General features: G+C 53.2%; 18 protein-coding genes and 1 pseudogene. 5 read left to right on the top strand and 14 right to left on the bottom strand.

Annotation, left to right across the window (positions count from 1 at the left end):
• Window positions 1-45 precede the first annotated feature (45 nt).
• The 8 genes from fusA to fkpA form a co-directional block, all read right to left on the bottom strand.
• Entirely contained in the window at window positions 46-2,160 is a 2,115-nt protein-coding gene (fusA, locus tag ACO7SM_RS01750) for an elongation factor G (protein ID WP_203359769.1), read from the bottom strand.
• Window positions 2,161-2,256: 96 nt separating this feature from the next.
• Window positions 2,257-2,727 carry a 30S ribosomal protein S7 gene (gene rpsG / locus ACO7SM_RS01745; RefSeq protein WP_003023657.1) on the bottom strand — a complete coding sequence of 157 codons (471 nt, stop codon included), beginning with the start codon at window positions 2,725-2,727 and terminating at the stop codon, window positions 2,257-2,259.
• Between the two features lie 95 nt (window positions 2,728-2,822).
• Window positions 2,823-3,197 (bottom strand): 30S ribosomal protein S12, encoded by a 375-nt coding sequence (gene rpsL, locus ACO7SM_RS01740; protein ID WP_003023654.1) that lies wholly within the window; start codon window positions 3,195-3,197, stop codon window positions 2,823-2,825.
• A 125-nt stretch (window positions 3,198-3,322) separates the two neighbouring features.
• A complete protein-coding gene (gene tusB, locus ACO7SM_RS01735; RefSeq protein ID WP_192614278.1) occupies window positions 3,323-3,610 on the bottom strand; it encodes a sulfurtransferase complex subunit TusB in 288 nt (95 codons plus the stop codon).
• A 13-nt stretch (window positions 3,611-3,623) separates the two neighbouring features.
• Window positions 3,624-3,983 (bottom strand): sulfurtransferase complex subunit TusC, encoded by a 360-nt coding sequence (tusC, locus tag ACO7SM_RS01730; RefSeq protein WP_490469476.1) that lies wholly within the window; start codon window positions 3,981-3,983, stop codon window positions 3,624-3,626.
• Window positions 3,983-4,369: a sulfurtransferase complex subunit TusD gene (gene tusD, locus ACO7SM_RS01725; protein ID WP_490469475.1), complete on the bottom strand. Its 387-nt coding sequence runs from the start codon at window positions 4,367-4,369 to the stop codon at window positions 3,983-3,985. The genes tusC and tusD overlap by 1 nt, the downstream gene beginning before the upstream one ends.
• Window positions 4,369-5,094 carry a helix-turn-helix transcriptional regulator gene (locus tag ACO7SM_RS01720; protein ID WP_192610769.1) on the bottom strand — a complete coding sequence of 242 codons (726 nt, stop codon included), beginning with the start codon at window positions 5,092-5,094 and terminating at the stop codon, window positions 4,369-4,371. Before ACO7SM_RS01720 ends, tusD begins: the two co-directional genes overlap by 1 nt.
• A gap of 165 nt (window positions 5,095-5,259) precedes the next feature.
• Complete coding sequence (gene fkpA / locus ACO7SM_RS01715; protein WP_490469474.1) at window positions 5,260-6,078, bottom strand: FKBP-type peptidyl-prolyl cis-trans isomerase; 819 nt, start codon at window positions 6,076-6,078, stop codon at window positions 5,260-5,262.
• A 218-nt stretch (window positions 6,079-6,296) separates the two neighbouring features.
• Here fkpA and ACO7SM_RS01710 point away from each other — a divergent pair, with 218 nt between their 5' ends.
• Window positions 6,297-6,515 carry a protein SlyX gene (locus ACO7SM_RS01710; RefSeq protein WP_490469473.1) on the top strand — a complete coding sequence of 73 codons (219 nt, stop codon included), beginning with the start codon at window positions 6,297-6,299 and terminating at the stop codon, window positions 6,513-6,515.
• Window positions 6,516-6,587: 72 nt separating this feature from the next.
• On the opposite strand, the gene slyD is transcribed toward ACO7SM_RS01710, so the two are convergent.
• From slyD to kefG, 4 genes are all read right to left on the bottom strand, one after another.
• Window positions 6,588-7,175 carry a peptidylprolyl isomerase gene (gene slyD, locus ACO7SM_RS01705; RefSeq protein ID WP_203359765.1) on the bottom strand — a complete coding sequence of 196 codons (588 nt, stop codon included), beginning with the start codon at window positions 7,173-7,175 and terminating at the stop codon, window positions 6,588-6,590.
• 94 nt (window positions 7,176-7,269) lie between these two features.
• Window positions 7,270-7,470, bottom strand: coding sequence for a YheV family putative zinc ribbon protein (locus ACO7SM_RS01700; RefSeq protein ID WP_192610765.1), 201 nt, complete (start codon window positions 7,468-7,470; stop codon window positions 7,270-7,272).
• A gap of 9 nt (window positions 7,471-7,479) precedes the next feature.
• On the bottom strand, window positions 7,480-9,285 hold the full coding sequence (kefB, locus tag ACO7SM_RS01695) for a glutathione-regulated potassium-efflux system protein KefB (protein ID WP_490469472.1): 1,806 nt from the start codon (window positions 9,283-9,285) through the stop codon (window positions 7,480-7,482).
• Entirely contained in the window at window positions 9,285-9,836 is a 552-nt protein-coding gene (gene kefG / locus ACO7SM_RS01690) for a glutathione-regulated potassium-efflux system ancillary protein KefG (protein ID WP_162383517.1), read from the bottom strand. The genes kefB and kefG overlap by 1 nt, the downstream gene beginning before the upstream one ends.
• Window positions 9,837-9,964: 128 nt before the next feature.
• On the opposite strand from kefG, the gene ACO7SM_RS01685 reads away from it, so the two are divergent.
• Window positions 9,965-11,866, top strand: a complete 1,902-nt coding sequence (locus tag ACO7SM_RS01685) for an ABC transporter ATP-binding protein (protein ID WP_490469471.1) — start codon at window positions 9,965-9,967, stop codon at window positions 11,864-11,866.
• Window positions 11,867-11,972: 106 nt separating this feature from the next.
• On the opposite strand, the gene ACO7SM_RS01680 is transcribed toward ACO7SM_RS01685, so the two are convergent.
• The gene (locus ACO7SM_RS01680; protein WP_490469470.1) at window positions 11,973-13,463 is read right to left on the bottom strand and encodes a nicotinate phosphoribosyltransferase; all 1,491 of its coding nucleotides are present in this window, start codon (window positions 13,461-13,463) and stop codon (window positions 11,973-11,975) included.
• Window positions 13,464-13,476: 13 nt separating this feature from the next.
• Window positions 13,477-14,334 (bottom strand): ribose-phosphate diphosphokinase, encoded by an 858-nt coding sequence (gene prs, locus ACO7SM_RS01675; RefSeq protein WP_490469469.1) that lies wholly within the window; start codon window positions 14,332-14,334, stop codon window positions 13,477-13,479.
• Window positions 14,335-14,528: 194 nt separating this feature from the next.
• Between prs and ACO7SM_RS01670 the strand changes: the two genes are divergently transcribed.
• From ACO7SM_RS01670 to ACO7SM_RS01660, 3 genes and pseudogenes are all read left to right on the top strand, one after another.
• On the top strand, window positions 14,529-15,248 hold the full coding sequence (locus tag ACO7SM_RS01670) for an NUDIX domain-containing protein (protein ID WP_490469468.1): 720 nt from the start codon (window positions 14,529-14,531) through the stop codon (window positions 15,246-15,248).
• A 35-nt stretch (window positions 15,249-15,283) separates the two neighbouring features.
• Window positions 15,284-16,346: pseudogene (locus tag ACO7SM_RS01665) on the top strand (hydrolase).
• A 2-nt stretch (window positions 16,347-16,348) separates the two neighbouring features.
• A complete protein-coding gene (locus ACO7SM_RS01660; protein WP_490469467.1) occupies window positions 16,349-16,567 on the top strand; it encodes a YheU family protein in 219 nt (72 codons plus the stop codon).
• The last annotated feature ends 46 nt before the right edge of the window (window positions 16,568-16,613 follow it).

Genomic DNA, 16,613 nt, shown 5'->3' with positions numbered 1-16,613 from the left:
CCCCCTTCAGGAGAGAGCACGGGACTTAGGTTTTAACCCCGGGGCTTATTTACCACGGGCTTCGATTACGGCCTGAGCAACGTTGTTCGGCGCATCATCATACTTCAGGAATTCCATCGTGTATGATGCACGACCTTTGGTCAGAGAACGCAGCTGAGTTGCATATCCGAACATTTCAGACAGCGGAACTTCAGCGTGGATCTTAACGCCAGTTACTTCAGATTCCTGACCGCGCAGCATACCGCGACGACGGCTCAAGTCACCGATAACATCACCAGTGTTCTCTTCCGGAGTCTCTACTTCAACCTTCATGATCGGCTCAAGCAGAACAGGTTTTGCTCTCTTAAAGCCTTCTTTAAAGGCGATAGAAGCAGCCAGTTTAAACGCCAGTTCAGAGGAGTCAACGTCATGGTAAGAACCGAAGTGCAGACGAACACCCATGTCTACTACCGGGTAACCAGCCAGCGGACCAGACTTCAACTGCTCCTGGATGCCTTTATCAACGGCAGGGATGTATTCGCCAGGAATTACACCACCTTTAATGTCGTTGACGAACTCGTAACCTTTCGGGTTAGAGCCCGGCTCCAGCGGGTACATGTCGATAACGACGTGACCATACTGACCACGACCACCAGACTGTTTCGCGTGCTTACCTTCGATATCGGTAACTTTCGCACGAATCGCTTCGCGGTAAGCAACCTGAGGTTTACCGACGTTCGCTTCAACGTTGAATTCACGCTTCATACGGTCAACGATGATGTCGAGGTGCAGTTCACCCATACCGGCGATGATGGTCTGGTTAGATTCTTCGTCAGTCCATACGCGGAATGACGGGTCTTCTTTAGCCAGACGACCCAGAGCCAGACCCATTTTTTCCTGGTCAGCTTTGGTTTTCGGTTCTACTGCGATGGAGATTACCGGCTCAGGGAATTCCATACGCTCCAGAATGATCGGCTTGTCCGGATCACACAGAGTATCACCAGTAGTCACGTCTTTCAGACCGATCGCAGCAGCGATGTCGCCTGCGCGAACTTCTTTGATCTCTTCACGTTTGTTAGCGTGCATCTGAACGATACGACCGAAACGCTCACGTGCAGATTTCACGGAGTTCAGTACGGTATCACCAGAGTTAACCACACCGGAGTACACACGGAAGAAGGTCAGGTTACCTACGAACGGGTCGGTAGCGATTTTGAACGCCAGCGCAGAGAACGGCTCGTCATCACTTGCGTGACGCTCAGCCGGAGTATCTTTACCGTCGTCCAGGATACCGTTGATCGCAGGAACATCAGTCGGAGCCGGCAGGTAATCGATTACCGCATCCAGCATCGCCTGAACACCTTTGTTCTTAAACGCAGAACCGCAGGTTACCAGGATGATTTCGTTGTTCAGAACGCGCTGACGCAGAGCTTTCTTGATTTCTTCCTCGGTCAGCTCTTCGCCGCCCAGGTATTTTTCCATCAGCTCTTCAGACGCTTCCGCAGCGGACTCAATCAGGTTCTGGTGCCATTCTTCAGCCAGTTCCTGCATGTCAGCCGGGATATCTTCGTATTCGAAGGTTACACCTGCGTCTGCTTCGTTCCAGTTGATGGCTTTCATTTTCACCAGGTCAACAACACCGGTGAAACCTTCTTCAGCACCAATTGCCAGCTGCAGCGGAACCGGGTTCGCGCCCAGACGGGTTTTGATCTGACCAACAACTTTCAGGAAGTTCGCACCCATGCGGTCCATTTTGTTAACGAACGCAATGCGCGGAACTTTATATTTGTTTGCCTGACGCCATACGGTTTCAGACTGCGGCTGAACACCACCAACTGCGCAGTAAACCATTACCGCACCATCAAGAACACGCATGGAACGTTCTACTTCGATAGTGAAGTCAACGTGCCCCGGGGTGTCGATGATGTTTACGCGATGCGGCTCATACTGCTTAGCCATACCTGACCAGAATGCAGTAGTCGCTGCGGAAGTGATAGTAATACCACGTTCCTGCTCCTGCTCCATCCAGTCCATGGTAGCTGCGCCGTCATGAACTTCACCGATTTTATGGTTTACACCGGTGTAGAACAGAATACGTTCGGTAGTGGTGGTTTTACCGGCGTCGATGTGCGCACTGATACCGATGTTACGGTAGCGTGCGATGGGTGTTGTACGAGCCATTTGATTCCTCGTTTATCTTTTAGGCGTTCAATATAAGTAGCCCAAAGCGGGCTGCTTGCTAGAAGCGCCCGCCTGGTGACTATTACTCCGAAGGGATTACCAACGGTAGTGTGCGAACGCCTTGTTGGCTTCTGCCATACGGTGAACGTCTTCACGTTTCTTAACTGCAGTACCTTTGTTTTCTGCAGCATCAGAAAGTTCGTTCGCCAGGCGCAGAGCCATGGATTTATCACCGCGTTTACGAGCAGCTTCAACGATCCAACGCATTGCCAGAGCATTACGACGAACCGGACGGACTTCAACTGGTACCTGATAAGTAGAACCACCAACGCGGCGAGACTTAACTTCGACAGTCGGGCGCACGTTTTCGAGAGCTACTTCGAAAGCTTCCAGTTCGTTTTTACCAGAACGCTGAGCCAGGGTCTCAAGCGCGCTGTATACGATAGTTTCGGCAGTAGATTTTTTACCATCTACCATCAGGATATTTACAAATTTAGCCAGCAGTTCTGATCCGAACTTCGGATCCGGCAGAATTTTACGCTGACCAATGACGCGACGACGTGGCATGGAAATACTCCGTTGTTAATTCAGGATTGTCCAAAACTCTACGAGTTTATTTTGACATTAATTTAAAACGTTTGGCCTTACTTAACGGAGAACCATTAAGCCTTAGGACGTTTCACGCCATACTTGGAGCGTGATTGCTTACGGTCTTTAACGCCGGAGCAGTCAAGCGCACCACGAACGGTGTGGTAACGAACACCCGGGAGGTCTTTTACACGACCGCCACGGATCAGGATCACGGAGTGCTCCTGCAGGTTGTGACCTTCACCACCGATGTAGGAAGTCACTTCAAAACCGTTAGTCAAACGAACACGACATACTTTACGCAGTGCGGAGTTCGGTTTTTTAGGAGTGGTAGTATATACACGAGTACATACGCCACGTTTCTGCGGGCATGCTTCCAGCGCAGGCACGTTGCTCTTTGCAACTTTGCGTGCGCGTGGTTTGCGTACCAGCTGGTTAACTGTTGCCATTAAATAGCTCCTGGTTTTAGCTTTTGCTTCGTAAACACGTAATAAAACGCCCTCATACAATATGAGGACGCAGAATTTTAGGGCGACGTCGAAAAGGTGTCAAGAAATATACAACAATCCCGCAATTACCAGGTCATCTGGCGGGGATGTTTCGCCACAAGTCTGACGAAGTCAGTATAGTCAACCCTGACGACGCTGTCTGAAATTTGACCACCCAAACCGCGAGCTTTAATGTCTTCTTCCAGCACGTATATCTTAATGGGGGCATTCAGCAAACTTTCAAGGAAACGGCTGCCTTCAATAGCGGTCATCACGCCATCCTGTAGCAACAAAAGCTCATCCCCTTCTTTGAGCAGACGAAGAAGAGAGGAGAGATCCGAATGCCACGCAGAGCGATGTAAAGTGTGCAGTATAGACATAAGGGACTCAGAACCTCAGGATAACGTCATAGCCGTCGAGCTCATTGCGCAACGCTTCAGGCTCAAGCCGTGTCGCATCAATGACAAAGCGCGTGTCTTCCGCCAGACCTCGTTCACGCAAAGAGGCGGCACAGAGCCAACACTGCTCAATGTCGTAGAGTTCCAGCAGTTTAAAGGTAGCAATGTAATCGCGCGCCAACACCACATCAGGTTTTTGCCCCTGAAGTATCTGAAAAACGCCATCGCCAATAAAAAAGACGCCAAGCGCTTCTGTTAATGCAGATGTTGCCAGCAACGCATCCAGCCCTTCACGGCCCGATGCGCTACCGTGCGGCGCAGTAGAAAATACAAAAGCAATGCGTTTCATTAAAATTGCACCACGCGATCGCAGGTCAGCGACGCTTCCGCCAGAGCCCCAAGCCCACTGAGAACAAAACCTGGCTGTAAGTTAGCCGCCGCCAGGCCGAGTCTGGAGGACTCCGTCTCATCCACAATCCCCCGGCGCAACGCCGCCGCAACACAGATGTTTAACGTCACACCCTGCGTTTGGTTCAGTTGTTGCCAGGCTCGTACCACGTCAAATTCGTCACTGGCAGGCGAAGTCAGCATGTTTGCGTTATAGACACCGTCCTGGTAGAAAAAGACGCTGCTCAGTTCGTGCCCTTCATTGAGCACCGCTTGGGCAAACTGCAAGGCGCTGCTCGCCTGCTGTGTGCCGTAAGCAGGCCCAGTGACCACAATGGCGAAACGCATTACTTAGTATCCTGTCCCTGAAAATCGCCGCTTTTGAACTGACGTATGTAAAGGTATACCGTGTGCTTGGAGATGTTCAGGCGGTCAGCCACCTGGTTAATCGCATCTTTGATATCGAAGATGCCTTTCTCGTAGAGGTTGAGCACAATCTGGCGGTTCTTCGTATTGTTAGACACGTTTCGGTCAGCGTTCACTTCTTCAATCGTGAACTCCAGCGTTTGCGTGACTAAATCTTCTACCGAGGAGGCAAAGTTAACTGAGGAACCCACTTCCGGCGTTTCCGGCGGAATGAAGGTATTCATAATCTGTGAGAACGGTACATCAAGGTTCATGTTAATGCACAGTAGACCAATTACACGATGCTCGCGGTTGCGAATAGCAATCGTCACCGACTTCATCAAGACACCGCTTTTCGCGCGTGTAAAGTAGCACTTCGACACGCTGCTGTCCGCACCCGTCATATCATGCAGCATGCGCAACGCAAGGTCAGTAATCGGCGAGCCAATTTTGCGGCCCGTGTGTTCACCGTTAGCAATGCGAATTGCCGAGCATTTCAAATCCTGCAAAGAGTGCAATACGATTTCACAATGGGAACCAATGAGCATCGCTAACCCGTCCACCACCGCTTCGTAGGATTTCAGAATATCGAAGTCGGTTTGATCGAAAGGACGTTGATCCAGCAAATCAAGTTCACTGGTTTCGTTGGTTAAAAGCGACCTGGACATGAAAAAAAACACTCCTTTTCAGGAGCCTGTCGGTATGTTTTCAGGGCAGGCTCATTATTTACGCGGACAACTAAATTAATACAGCGGAGGTTCCGCTTTCCAGTACTAATTATATCCGGCCTGCAATTAAAAAACCGCCGCCATACTGGCGGCGGTTCTCAGTTTTTATTTTTTAGCAGCATCTGCTGCTTTAGCGTCAGCTTCTGCTGGCGCTGCGGCATCCGCTTTCGGTGCCGGTTTGATGTCCAGCAGTTCTACGTCGAATACCAGCGTAGAGTTAGCCGGGATACCCGGAACGCCCGTTTTACCGTAGGCCAGATCCGGTGGGATAACCAGTTGGATCTTACCGCCTTTCTTGATGTTCTTCAGACCTTCAGTCCAGCCCGGGATCACACCATCCAGACGGAAAGAGAGCGGCTCACCACGGGTGTAAGAGTTATCGAACTCTTTACCGTCAATCAGCGTACCTTTGTAATTCACTACCACAGTATCGCTGTCTTTCGGTGCATCGCCAGTACCGGCTTTTTCTACTTTATAGACGAGGCCAGTAGAAGAGGTTTTGGCCCCTTTCTCTTTAGCGAATGTCTCGCGGAATGCTTTACCTTTGGTTTCGTTTTCAGTCGCGTCTTTTTCCATCTTCGCCTGAGCGGAGGTCTTCACGCGAGCTTCAAACGCCTGCAGCGTTTGTTCGATTTCCTGATCAGACAATTTGCTCTTGTCTGCAAACGCATCCTGAACACCCGCGATCAGCTGATCTTTGTCCAGCTTAATGCCTAATTTTTCCTGCTCCTTCAGGGAGTTTTCCATGTAACGACCCAGAGAAGCACCCAGCGCATACGCTGATTTCTGATCGTCATTTTTGAACGCAGCTTTGCTCTCGGCAGTTGCCGCAGGTTTTGCAGCATCAGCAGCGAAAGTGATCGGAGCGTGCAGAGCAACGGCCATTGTGGTCGCCAGCAGCGTTACTTTAAACAGTGATTTCATCCATATCTCCAGGGCCGGGGCATCTCACCCCAGGGTTAACTTACACAAGAAACGTACTATAAAGCGTTGTAGAACAAATCAACATACGAACACGCCCTATTATCACCCCTTTTCAGACTCTTTTTATGTAATTTAGTTTCCTGAAAGGATAATGGGTACTGTGCAATCCCGTAAAGTTAAGTAGAATCCGCGGCCGGGAACAACAAAAGAGGTGAATCATGCAGGATATAACGATGGAAGCTCGCCTGGCTGAACTGGAGAGTCGCCTGGCTTTTCAGGAGCAAACCATTGAAGAACTCAATGTGACAGTGACCGCTCATGAGTTGGAAATGGCTAAACTACGCGATCACCTGCGTTTGCTGACGGATAAACTCAAAGCCAGCCAACCGTCAAACATTGCCTCTCAGTCCGAAGAGACGCCACCACCACATTATTGAGACGTAAAAAAAGCGGGTTCCCCCGCTTTTTTTGTGCCCGGTATCGCTACGCTTACCGGGCCAGCATGCCGATTAATGGCAACCGCAACCGCCATTACCGCCACAACCACCTTTGCCGTGCTCATGACCATGGTCATGATCGTGGCCGTGGCCACCGCAGCAACCTTCGTGGTCGTGGTCATGGTCGTGACCGTTAGCACCGTGAACGTGGCCATGAGCCAGCTCTTCTTCGGTTGCTTCACGAATCGCGACAACTTCCACGTTGAATTTCAGGTTCTGGCCAGCCAGCATGTGGTTACCGTCAACCACAACGTGGTCGTCTTCCACTTCGGTAATTTCTACCGGTACCGGGCCCTGGTCGGTTTCCGCCAGGAAGCGCATGCCAACCTGCAGTTCATCAACACCCATGAACACGTCTTTAGGAACGCGCTGCACCAGGTTTTCATCGTACTGACCGTAAGCGTCGTTAGCGCCTACAGCAACGTCAAATTTGTCGCCAACATCGTGACCTTCCAGCGCTGTTTCCAGGCCAGAGATCAGGGAACCGTGACCATGCAGGTAGTCCAGCGGCGCACTCACCGGAGACTCATCAACCAACACACCGTCTTCTGTACGTACCTGATAGGCCAGGCTGACCACCAGGTCTTTTGCTACTTTCATGATATCTCCTGAGCATGGGAAGAATAGTGGCGCAGATTGTAGCGGAATTCTGCACTCGTGTACCCACTAGCTTAAAAAAACCTGCGACATATCGCTAGTCCGGATGAAAAATCCCGATCACTTGCTCTTCTTTGCGAACATGCTCGCGCGCCGCTTTATCGGCTTCACGCATCTGATGGCCACACTTAACGCATTCAACAATATCAACATTATTTTCGCGCCACATCGCCAGAGAATCCTGCGCCTGGCAAGATGGGCATTTTGCACCTGCAATAAAACGTTTACGAATTGCCATACTGCTCCCCTACTCAAATTCATCCCAGCCATCCAGTTGGCGCCGTTCTTTCTGCATCTCTCGCTGGAAGATCTCCTCCAGCTCGCGTCGGGCTTCCGTGGCGCGTGAGATTTGAACCGTATCGGTGTGCATCGGGATCAACTCCCGTAACATACGCATGTCCAGGCGACGAAAGTGCAGTTGCGCCCGCTGCGCCTGATGCGGATGCATCCCTAATGACACCAGCGTTTTGCGCCCCAACTCCAGCGCACTGGAGAAGGTTTCACGAGAAAACTGCGTCACCCCCACCTGTAATAACTCATGTGCTTCTACACGTCCGCGCGCCCGCGCAAGAATATGCAAATGCGGGAAATGCTGCTGGCACAGTTCCACCAGCTTCATGGTGTCTTCAGGCTCGTTACAGGTGATGACGATCGATTCTGCCGCTTCCGCCCCTGCCGAACGCAAGAGATCTACCTGGGTGGCATCACCGTAATACACTTTGTAACCATACTTGCGCATCAGGTTGACGGCGCTGATATCCCGCTCAAGCACCGTAATACGCATTTTGTTCGCCATCAACAAACGCCCAATCACCTGACCGAATCGCCCAAACCCCACCACAATGACCTGCGGTTTATCATCATCCACCCACGGCGCTTCGTCTTCCTCTTCCGGGCCATTGATCTGTCTGGAAAGCCATTTATCAATGAGCTTCATTAGCAAGGGTGTTGTCATCATCGACAGCGTGACGGTCACCAACAGCAACGCCATCTGATCGCCCTGGAACAATCGCTGCGAAGACGCGGTAGAAAAGAGCACAAAGGCAAACTCGCCCCCCTGACTCAACACGCCCGCAAACTGCATTCGCTCCGAACTCCTCACACCATACACGCGCGCCAGCAAATAGAGCACCAGCGTCTTGACGGCCACCAGAATGACGACGCTCATTGCGACCCACAACAGATGGGTGTAGAGCACACCAAGATTCAACGACATCCCGACCGAAATAAAGAACAGCCCCAGCAGCAAGCCTTTAAAGGGATCGATGGCGGTTTCCAGCTCATGACGATATTCACTTTCCGCCAGTAACACACCCGCAATAAACGTCCCCAGAGCCATCGACAGCCCCAGCGCGTCCATAAACAGCGCCGAAGCCAGCACCAGCAGAAGGGTGGCGGCAGTGAAAACCTCCCTCACCCCTGAACTGGCGATAAAGCGAAACACGGGGCGCAGCAGATAGCGTCCGCCAATCAGCATGCCCGCAAATGCCAGCACCTTCATGCCCACTTTGATCCAGTCAAAATGTTCATCTGCGGAGCCCGCCAACAGCGGCACCAGTGCCAGCGCCGGGATCACCGCCAGATCCTGAAACAGCAGCACAGAAAAACCCAGTTGTCCGGATTCACTGCGGTTCATCCCTTTTTCACGCATCAACTGCAATGCCATAGCAGTTGACGACATCGCCAGACCGATCCCCCCGACCACCGCCGCCTGCCACGAAAAGCGGGTCAGCATTAATAACCCCGCCAGCACCGCCGCGCTTAACATCACCTGCGCCGCCCCAACGCCAAAAATGGAACGTCGCAACTGCCAGAGCTTTGCCGGATTCAGCTCTAACCCAATGATAAACATCAGGAAGACAACACCCAACTCAGAGAAATGCAGAATTTCATCAACGTCGCTGATAAACCCCAGCCCCCACGGACCAATGGCGATCCCGGCCAGCAAGTAGCCCAGAACCGCACCGATACCCAGTCGCGCAGCCAATGGCACCGCAACCACTGCCGCGAAGAGAAACAGCACGCCCGCAGTCAATAAATCGGAACCTTCCATCAGCGACCTCCCGCAACAACGGGGTTTGCCAGCCACTCACCATACGCCCTGGCATGACTGGCTAATTCCTGCGCACTTTGTCGCCTGGCCCAGTAAATAATGATCGGACTCATCCAATGCATACGACACATCGCCGCCGTCAGTTCAAAGGGGCGCAACACGTCGCTCATCGGATAACGGTTCAGCGCGTCATAGCGGTAAGCACTTTCCGGCTCGCCGGTCGTGATCACGCTTCGCCAGTACTTTCCCGCCAGTTGATTTCCTCCGGGGCCGCTGGCAAAACCGCGGCTCAACACCCGATCGAACCACTCTTTGAGCAGTGCCGGGCAACTGTAGGTATACAAAGGGTGCTGAAAAACAATCACGTCGTGTTCACGCAATAGCGCCTGCTCATGCGGAATATCGATAAAAAAATCAGGGTAGTGCGCGTAAAGATCGTGCACTGTCACATTACTGAGCTGCATGGCCGGCTTAAGCAGAACCCGATTGGCGACCGAGTCCTGAGATTCCGGATGGGCATACAGCAGCAAAACTTTCGCTGGCTGGGACATCATCCCCCTCCCGGTTTTTGTGTATAGTCGTTGTTTTGGGCTACCATTGCGCTCCAGTGCGGCAGTACGCCCACACACACTACATTATCATAATGATAAATTAACATAGTCTGAACATACGGCGCCTTATGATTGTTTTCTCCTCGTTACAAATTCGCCGCGGCGTACGCGTCTTGCTGGACAATGCTACAGCGACCATCAATCCTGGTCAGAAAGTCGGTCTGGTGGGTAAAAATGGCTGCGGAAAATCTACCCTGCTGGCATTGCTAAAAAATGAAATCAGCGCCGATGGCGGCAATTTTTCCTTCCCCGGCAACTGGCAACTGGCGTGGGTGAATCAGGAAACGCCTGCGCTTCCTCAACCTGCGCTGGAATACGTTATTGACGGTGACCGTGAGTATCGCCAGTTGGAAGCGCAACTGAACGATGCCAACGAACGTAACGACGGACACGCGATTGCCACCGTGCATGGCAAACTGGACGCCATCGACGCCTGGACCGTGCGTTCCCGCGCCGCCAGTCTGCTCCACGGCCTCGGTTTCTCTAATGAGCAACTTGAGCGCCCGGTTAGCGACTTTTCCGGCGGCTGGCGCATGCGTCTTAACCTGGCCCAGGCGCTGATCTGCCGCTCAGATTTACTGTTGCTCGATGAACCGACCAACCACCTTGATCTGGACGCCGTCATCTGGCTGGAGAAATGGCTGAAGAGCTATCAGGGAACGCTGATCCTTATCTCCCACGACCGCGACTTCCTCGACCCGGTGGTCGATAAAATTATTCATATCGAACAACAAACGATGTTCGAGTACACCGGCAACTACAGCGCGTTTGAAATTCAGCGAGCCACGCGCCTGGCGCAACAACAATCGATGTACGAAAGCCAGCAGGAGCGTGTCGCGCACTTGCAAAGCTATATCGACCGTTTCCGCGCCAAAGCGACCAAAGCGAAGCAAGCCCAGAGCCGCATTAAGATGCTGGAGCGCATGGAGCTTATCGCTCCGGCGCATGTCGACAACCCGTTCCACTTCAGCTTCCGGGCGCCGGAAAGCCTGCCTAACCCGCTGCTGAAAATGGAGAAAGTGAGCGCTGGATATGGCGAGCGCGTTATCCTCGACTCCATCAAACTTAATCTGGTTCCCGGCTCACGTATCGGACTGTTAGGACGCAACGGCGCGGGGAAATCGACGCTGATCAAACTGCTGGCGGGCGAGCTCAACCCTGTCAGCGGGGAGATCGGTCTGGCAAAAGGCATCAAACTGGGGTATTTCGCCCAGCATCAACTGGAGTTCCTGCGCGCAGACGAATCACCGTTGCAGCATCTGACGCGAATGGCACCGCAGGAGCTGGAACAGAAGCTGCGGGATTATCTCGGCGGCTTTGGCTTCCAGGGCGATAAGGTCACTGAAGAGACTCACCGTTTCTCCGGCGGTGAAAAGGCCCGTCTGGTGCTGGCGCTGATCGTCTGGCAGCGTCCGAACCTGCTGCTGCTCGATGAACCGACCAACCACCTGGATCTGGATATGCGTCAGGCGCTGACTGAAGCCTTGATCGACTTTGAAGGGGCGCTGGTTGTCGTTTCGCACGACCGTCACCTGCTGCGCTCAACCACTGACGATCTCTATCTGGTTCATGACCGTAAAGTCGAGCCGTTCGATGGCGATCTGGAAGATTATCAACAATGGCTGAGCGACGTGCAGAAACAGGAAAGTCAGCCTGATGACGCGCCGAAAGACAACGCCAATAGCGCACAGGCGCGTAAAGATCAGAAGCGCCGTGAAGCAGAGTTACGCACGCAAACTCAGCCACTGCGTAAAGAAATTGCGCGACTGGAAAAAGAGATGGAGAAACTGAACGCGCAACTGGCGCAGGCGGAAGAAAAACTGGGCGACAGCGAGTTGTACGATCAGAGCAGAAAGGCCGAGCTCACCGCCTGTCTGCAACAGCAAGCCAGCGCCAAATCAGGGCTGGAAGAGTGTGAAATGGCCTGGCTTGAGATACAGGAACAGCTCGAACAGATGCTGGCCGAGTAGCCGTGATTGCCGGATGGCGGCGCTTTTGCGCCTTATCCGGCCTACGGACGGATAGCGATGTTGAAGCGCCGCTATCCGGTCTGCTGTCTGAAAAACAGGTAGGAGTTCAGCATTGCGTCGCCAGTCGCTGGCGGATTTGTTCAAAATGTTCACGGTTGTAAAGCCGCCCATCAAGGAAACGCGTCTTCAGCTCACCCTCTTGCTCCTGAACCCAGCTTTGTTCATCGTGCAGACGTAACTCACCCTGCTCATCACGCGCAACGCGCAGCAAACCGCGGGCAGAGCGTTTCAGTCCATTATCGGTTTTCGGCGCTTTAAAGATTGTACGGCCGTTGCCGTCTACCTCACCCCAGGTCGCTTTCATCGCAAAACCAAAGGTGTCCCGCGTGTTGTATTGATAGGTGAAAGAACCGACCCCGAAGACCACGTTTGAACTGGCAAACCCTTTTGCCTCCAGCCGCCGCAGGATCTCATTCGCCCGTTCAAGGGTGATCGAGTCGCCATAAATCAGCCCGACGTGCGGGTCGAGTACCTTATAACCTTTATCATTGATTGTGCCGCCAAAAATCTCCCACAGCACTTCCACCGATCCTTTCTCTTGTGGGCTGCGGTCGCCGCGATCATCCTCGTCCAGTCCGGTGCCACAAAGGATCGCCACCGGATCACCGCTGTCGGGGCGAAAGACCACCCGCCCTTCCCGCGCCAGAATGGTATTTTTGAGTTCACGGGTATACTCCGTCAGCACCTGCCAGTAGTCCCAGGTATCAGACACTATCGACACAAAACCCTGCGGGTAAAGATCGACAATCAACCGACGGAACGTTTCAATCTCATGTTCACGCTCGCCCATGCACATCACGCTGTGCTCGGTCGCCGGAATACTGGCACCGATAAAGTACGCGTCGCCGTCGGTGTAGTAATCACGGGCATACAACAGTGACGGAATGCTATCCGTGCCTTTAAAACTCAACAGATGTCCACTGCCCGCCTGCATGGTGTCCTGAAGACCCGCCATGCCGCGAAACGAAAAATCATGGCACTGAAAATCGAGATGCGTCAGGTCGCTACAGGTTTTCTGTGCCCAACGCGCGCAAATTTTTCGGTAATGGTGAGCAATAGTGGCGTTCGTTGAGGCTTTCCAGAGTTCCGCCGACAGTACGGTTTCCAGGTAATTCACCAACCAGAAAAACTCGGGTTTGGTGTTGATAATGGTGAGTACGGGCACCGCCATGGGTACTTTAGTACCTTCATCCAGCGCCTTAATATGCAGCGGCAGGTAACCCAACTGATGCAGCGCGCGAATATGATCAACCGCGACGGCATCGCGACCGAGGTAGCTGTCCATCACCTGCTTATACTCGTTGACCACCTCGTCTTGCGGGCGAGCAAAAAAAGCCTCATTAAACAGATCAACCAGAAACCACTGCAAAAAGCCCTGTAAACCAAAGAACACCAGCTTGCCGTCCGGCAGCGGCGACTGAAAATAGCGATCGCTGCGCGGCGTGAAGTTGGAATACACCCGGGTGGTTCCCTGCGGATACTGTACGCGGTGGGAGACTTTATAGCCGTCGATAGCCAGAATTGGATTCATTTTCATTATGTTGTCTCCCTCAGCGGTAAATTGCGTCAATGTCGATAAGTTCAAGCTGCGGATGCGCCAGCGTCGGTGCAGCCAACGAGGTGGTGGTGTAGAGGGCATCAATGCCATTGGCAAACAGGTGTTCCACACCTTTCGAGAAGATGCCATGCGTCACGTACAGACTGACACTGCGCGCTCCGGCATCACGTAATACCTGCGCCGAACCAATGAAGGTGCCACCCGCGTCGCACAGGTCATCGACAATCAGCACATCCCTGTCCTTCACGTCCCCCGCCACCAGCGCGAAGCCGGTCAGATTACCGCTCGCCACATCGCGTTTTTTGCTCAGAATGGCGTACTCCGCTACCCCTGCAGCTCTGGCCACAGCATCGATTTTCTTCAGCGCCCCGGCATCCGGCGCCACCAGCATCAGCGCATGGTGTTGAAACTGACGGCGCAGAGTCGCGCTTTGCAGCAGGCAGGCTTCCTGTGGCACCGCGACCAGGTTATCTATCGCCGCCGCTGCCGCGTCGCTATGCGGGTCGAGCACGTTCACCTTGTCGAACTTCAGCGTGTTGAGCTGACGGGCAAAGACTTTCAGCGCAAAGCTGTCACCGGCAACCATATGGCGGTCTTGACGCGCCCACGGCAGCCAGGGAAGTTCAAGATGGCTCACCAGCACATCCGTCTGGTGGCGTACCGCCTCAACCAGTTGCGCCAGCAGCATGAAATCGTTCATATCCCGCATCGCCGCTGCGCGAATGCGCATCAGACGGGCGGAGGACGGTAACGTCTCCGTCACCTTGATCCAGACAGCGCCATCCGGAAAAACACCGCTGGCAATGGCGTAGACCTGCTCATCCAGCGTTAATGTCAATTTTTCGCTCATCTCATATCCCGCCTTTAATTGTGTCCCTTCGACACAATTAATAATGTCCCTAAGACACATATTAAGCAAGCGCAAAATTGATTAATTTTTCACAGAGAAGTTAATCACCTGATAAGTATTGGAAAAAAACGCGCCTTGCCGCCTGATGTCGTGCTGGTACACTTGTGAGCGTTCCACATCACCGTGAGTGCCTTATGACAACCGAAGCCGACTATCTGAAACAGTATGATGCCAGCCGCTTTCCTTCTCCCCTGGTCACAGTGGATAGCGTGTTGTTCACCCTGCATGAACAAACGCTGTGTGTCCTGCTGGTCGAACGGGCAAAGCAGCCGCAGAAAGGGCGCTGGGGATTGCCTGGCGGCTTTATTGATATGGCACGCGATGATTCCACCCGCGCGACGGCGCTACGTAAACTGACAGAAAAAACAGGGGTTTCCCCTTCATGGCTGGAGCAACTGGATACCGTCTCCGGGCCTGATCGCGACCCACGCGGCTGGAGCCTGACCGTCACCTGGTTCGCGCTGATCGCCTGGGCCGATTGCGCGCCGCATATCGCCAGCGTTAGCGACGCCCGCTGGGTGCCGCTCGACAAGCTTGCCGAATATCCTCTGGCGTTCGACCACGAGAACATCATTGCCTCAGCGCTGCATCGCCTGCGGCAAAAAACGATGTACTCGTTACTGCCCGTTTACTGTCTACCGGCGTCGTTTACCCAGGGTCAGTTGCAGGAGGCGACCGAAATCATTTTGGGTCAGGCCATTCAGCGTAAAAGTCTGATTCGCCGTTTTGAGGCGTCGGGCATGTTTGAAGAGACAGGGGAAAGTGCGGCGACAGGGACACGTAAAGCCCGTCTCTGGCGGCGTAAACCCGGGGTGGACATCCATCTTTTCTCACGTAACCTCCTGACTGACTAAGCGTAAAATCACATATTGGCTAACCTGCCAGCCGTGTGCGCGGTATAGTTATTCTTCCCGATGATTAATTGCTCTGGTGCTATGGTTGAAATCACCCCCACAGAAATGACCCCGACCGACGCTGATTCGTATGAGTTCCGCCCGATGCGCGGCATCAGCAATCGCCATCTACAAACGATGCTCCCACGACTGATCCGCCGTAAAGTGCAGTTCAGCCCACACTGGCAACGCCTGGAATTACCCGACGGCGATTTTGTCGATCTGGCATGGAGTGAAGATCCACATCAGGCGAAGCACAAACCACGTCTGGTGGTGTTTCATGGTCTTGAAGGGAGTCTGAACAGCCCGTATGCCCACGGACTCATAGAGGCCGCACAAAAGCGTGGATGGCTGGGTGTCGTGATGCACTTTCGCGGTTGCAGCGGCGAACCCAATCGCCTGAATCGCATTTATCACTCCGGGGAAACGGAAGACGGCACCTGGTTTTTACAGTGGCTGCAACGCGAGTTTGGTCGTGTTCCCACCGCTGCGGTTGGCTATTCGCTCGGCGGCAATATGCTGGCCTGCCTGCTGGCGAAAGAGGGTCGGGGGATTCCTGTCGATGCGGCAGTGATTGTCTCCGCGCCTTTCGTGCTTGAAGCCTGCAGCTATCACATGGAAAAAGGATTTTCGCGCGTTTACCAGCGCTACCTGCTCAATCTGCTCAAAGCCAACGCGTCACGCAAACTGGCGGCCTATCCCGGCACGCTTCCTGTCAATCTGGCGCAGCTAAAAGCGGTACGACGTATCCGTGATTTTGATGATCTTATTACTGCCAAAATTCACGGTTTTGCTGATGCGATAGACTATTATCGTCAATGTAGCGCCATGCCGTTGCTCAATCAGATCGCCAAACCTACGCTGATTATTCACGCGAAAGACGATCCGTTTATGGACAGTCATGTGATCCCGAACCCCGAGAATCTGCCGCCGCAGGTAGAGTATCAATTAACCGAGCATGGCGGGCACGTCGGCTTTATCGGCGGGACGCTGCGCCGCCCGGAAATGTGGCTTGAATCGCGCATCCCTGACTGGCTCACCACATATCTGGAAGCATAATCATGATCATCCCCTGGCAGGAGTTGTCCGCTGAAACGCTGGATAACCTGATTGAAAGCTTTGTATTGCGCGAAGGCACCGATTATGGTGAACATGAACGTTCGCTTGCGCAAAAAGTCGCCGACGTAAAACGCCAGTTACAGCGCGGCGAGGCCGTTCTGGTGTGGTCCGAACTCCACGAAACGGTCAATATCATGCCCAAAAAGCAGTTGCACGAGTAATCCCCCGCTGAGGGCCGACTATACTAAAACGAGTGTTTATTCATGG

The organism is Citrobacter sp. LJND-P06, assembly GCF_058188415.1.
This window is presented reverse-complemented; position numbering and strand designations above follow the sequence as displayed.

What these genes read in the sequence shown, in the direction of transcription:
- ACO7SM_RS01670 (WP_490469468.1), top strand. Translation starts at nt 14,529, where the DNA reads ATGACAACCGAAGCCGACTATCTGAAACAGTATGATGCCAGCCGCTTT.
- ACO7SM_RS01710 (WP_490469473.1), top strand. Translation starts at nt 6,297, where the DNA reads ATGCAGGATATAACGATGGAAGCTCGCCTGGCTGAACTGGAGAGTCGC.
- kefB (WP_490469472.1), bottom strand. Translation starts at nt 9,285, where the DNA reads ATGGAAGGTTCCGATTTATTGACTGCGGGCGTGCTGTTTCTCTTCGCG.
- tusD (WP_490469475.1), bottom strand. Translation starts at nt 4,369, where the DNA reads ATGCGTTTCGCCATTGTGGTCACTGGGCCTGCTTACGGCACACAGCAG.
- tusC (WP_490469476.1), bottom strand. Translation starts at nt 3,983, where the DNA reads ATGAAACGCATTGCTTTTGTATTTTCTACTGCGCCGCACGGTAGCGCA.
- ACO7SM_RS01720 (WP_192610769.1), bottom strand. Translation starts at nt 5,094, where the DNA reads ATGTCCAGGTCGCTTTTAACCAACGAAACCAGTGAACTTGATTTGCTG.
- ACO7SM_RS01680 (WP_490469470.1), bottom strand. Translation starts at nt 13,463, where the DNA reads ATGAAAATGAATCCAATTCTGGCTATCGACGGCTATAAAGTCTCCCAC.
- rpsL (WP_003023654.1), bottom strand. Translation starts at nt 3,197, where the DNA reads ATGGCAACAGTTAACCAGCTGGTACGCAAACCACGCGCACGCAAAGTT.
- ACO7SM_RS01660 (WP_490469467.1), top strand. Translation starts at nt 16,349, where the DNA reads ATGATCATCCCCTGGCAGGAGTTGTCCGCTGAAACGCTGGATAACCTG.
- fusA (WP_203359769.1), bottom strand. Translation starts at nt 2,160, where the DNA reads ATGGCTCGTACAACACCCATCGCACGCTACCGTAACATCGGTATCAGT.
- ACO7SM_RS01700 (WP_192610765.1), bottom strand. Translation starts at nt 7,470, where the DNA reads ATGGCAATTCGTAAACGTTTTATTGCAGGTGCAAAATGCCCATCTTGC.
- ACO7SM_RS01685 (WP_490469471.1), top strand. Translation starts at nt 9,965, where the DNA reads ATGATTGTTTTCTCCTCGTTACAAATTCGCCGCGGCGTACGCGTCTTG.
- slyD (WP_203359765.1), bottom strand. Translation starts at nt 7,175, where the DNA reads ATGAAAGTAGCAAAAGACCTGGTGGTCAGCCTGGCCTATCAGGTACGT.
- fkpA (WP_490469474.1), bottom strand. Translation starts at nt 6,078, where the DNA reads ATGAAATCACTGTTTAAAGTAACGCTGCTGGCGACCACAATGGCCGTT.
- prs (WP_490469469.1), bottom strand. Translation starts at nt 14,334, where the DNA reads ATGAGCGAAAAATTGACATTAACGCTGGATGAGCAGGTCTACGCCATT.
- rpsG (WP_003023657.1), bottom strand. Translation starts at nt 2,727, where the DNA reads ATGCCACGTCGTCGCGTCATTGGTCAGCGTAAAATTCTGCCGGATCCG.
- kefG (WP_162383517.1), bottom strand. Translation starts at nt 9,836, where the DNA reads ATGTCCCAGCCAGCGAAAGTTTTGCTGCTGTATGCCCATCCGGAATCT.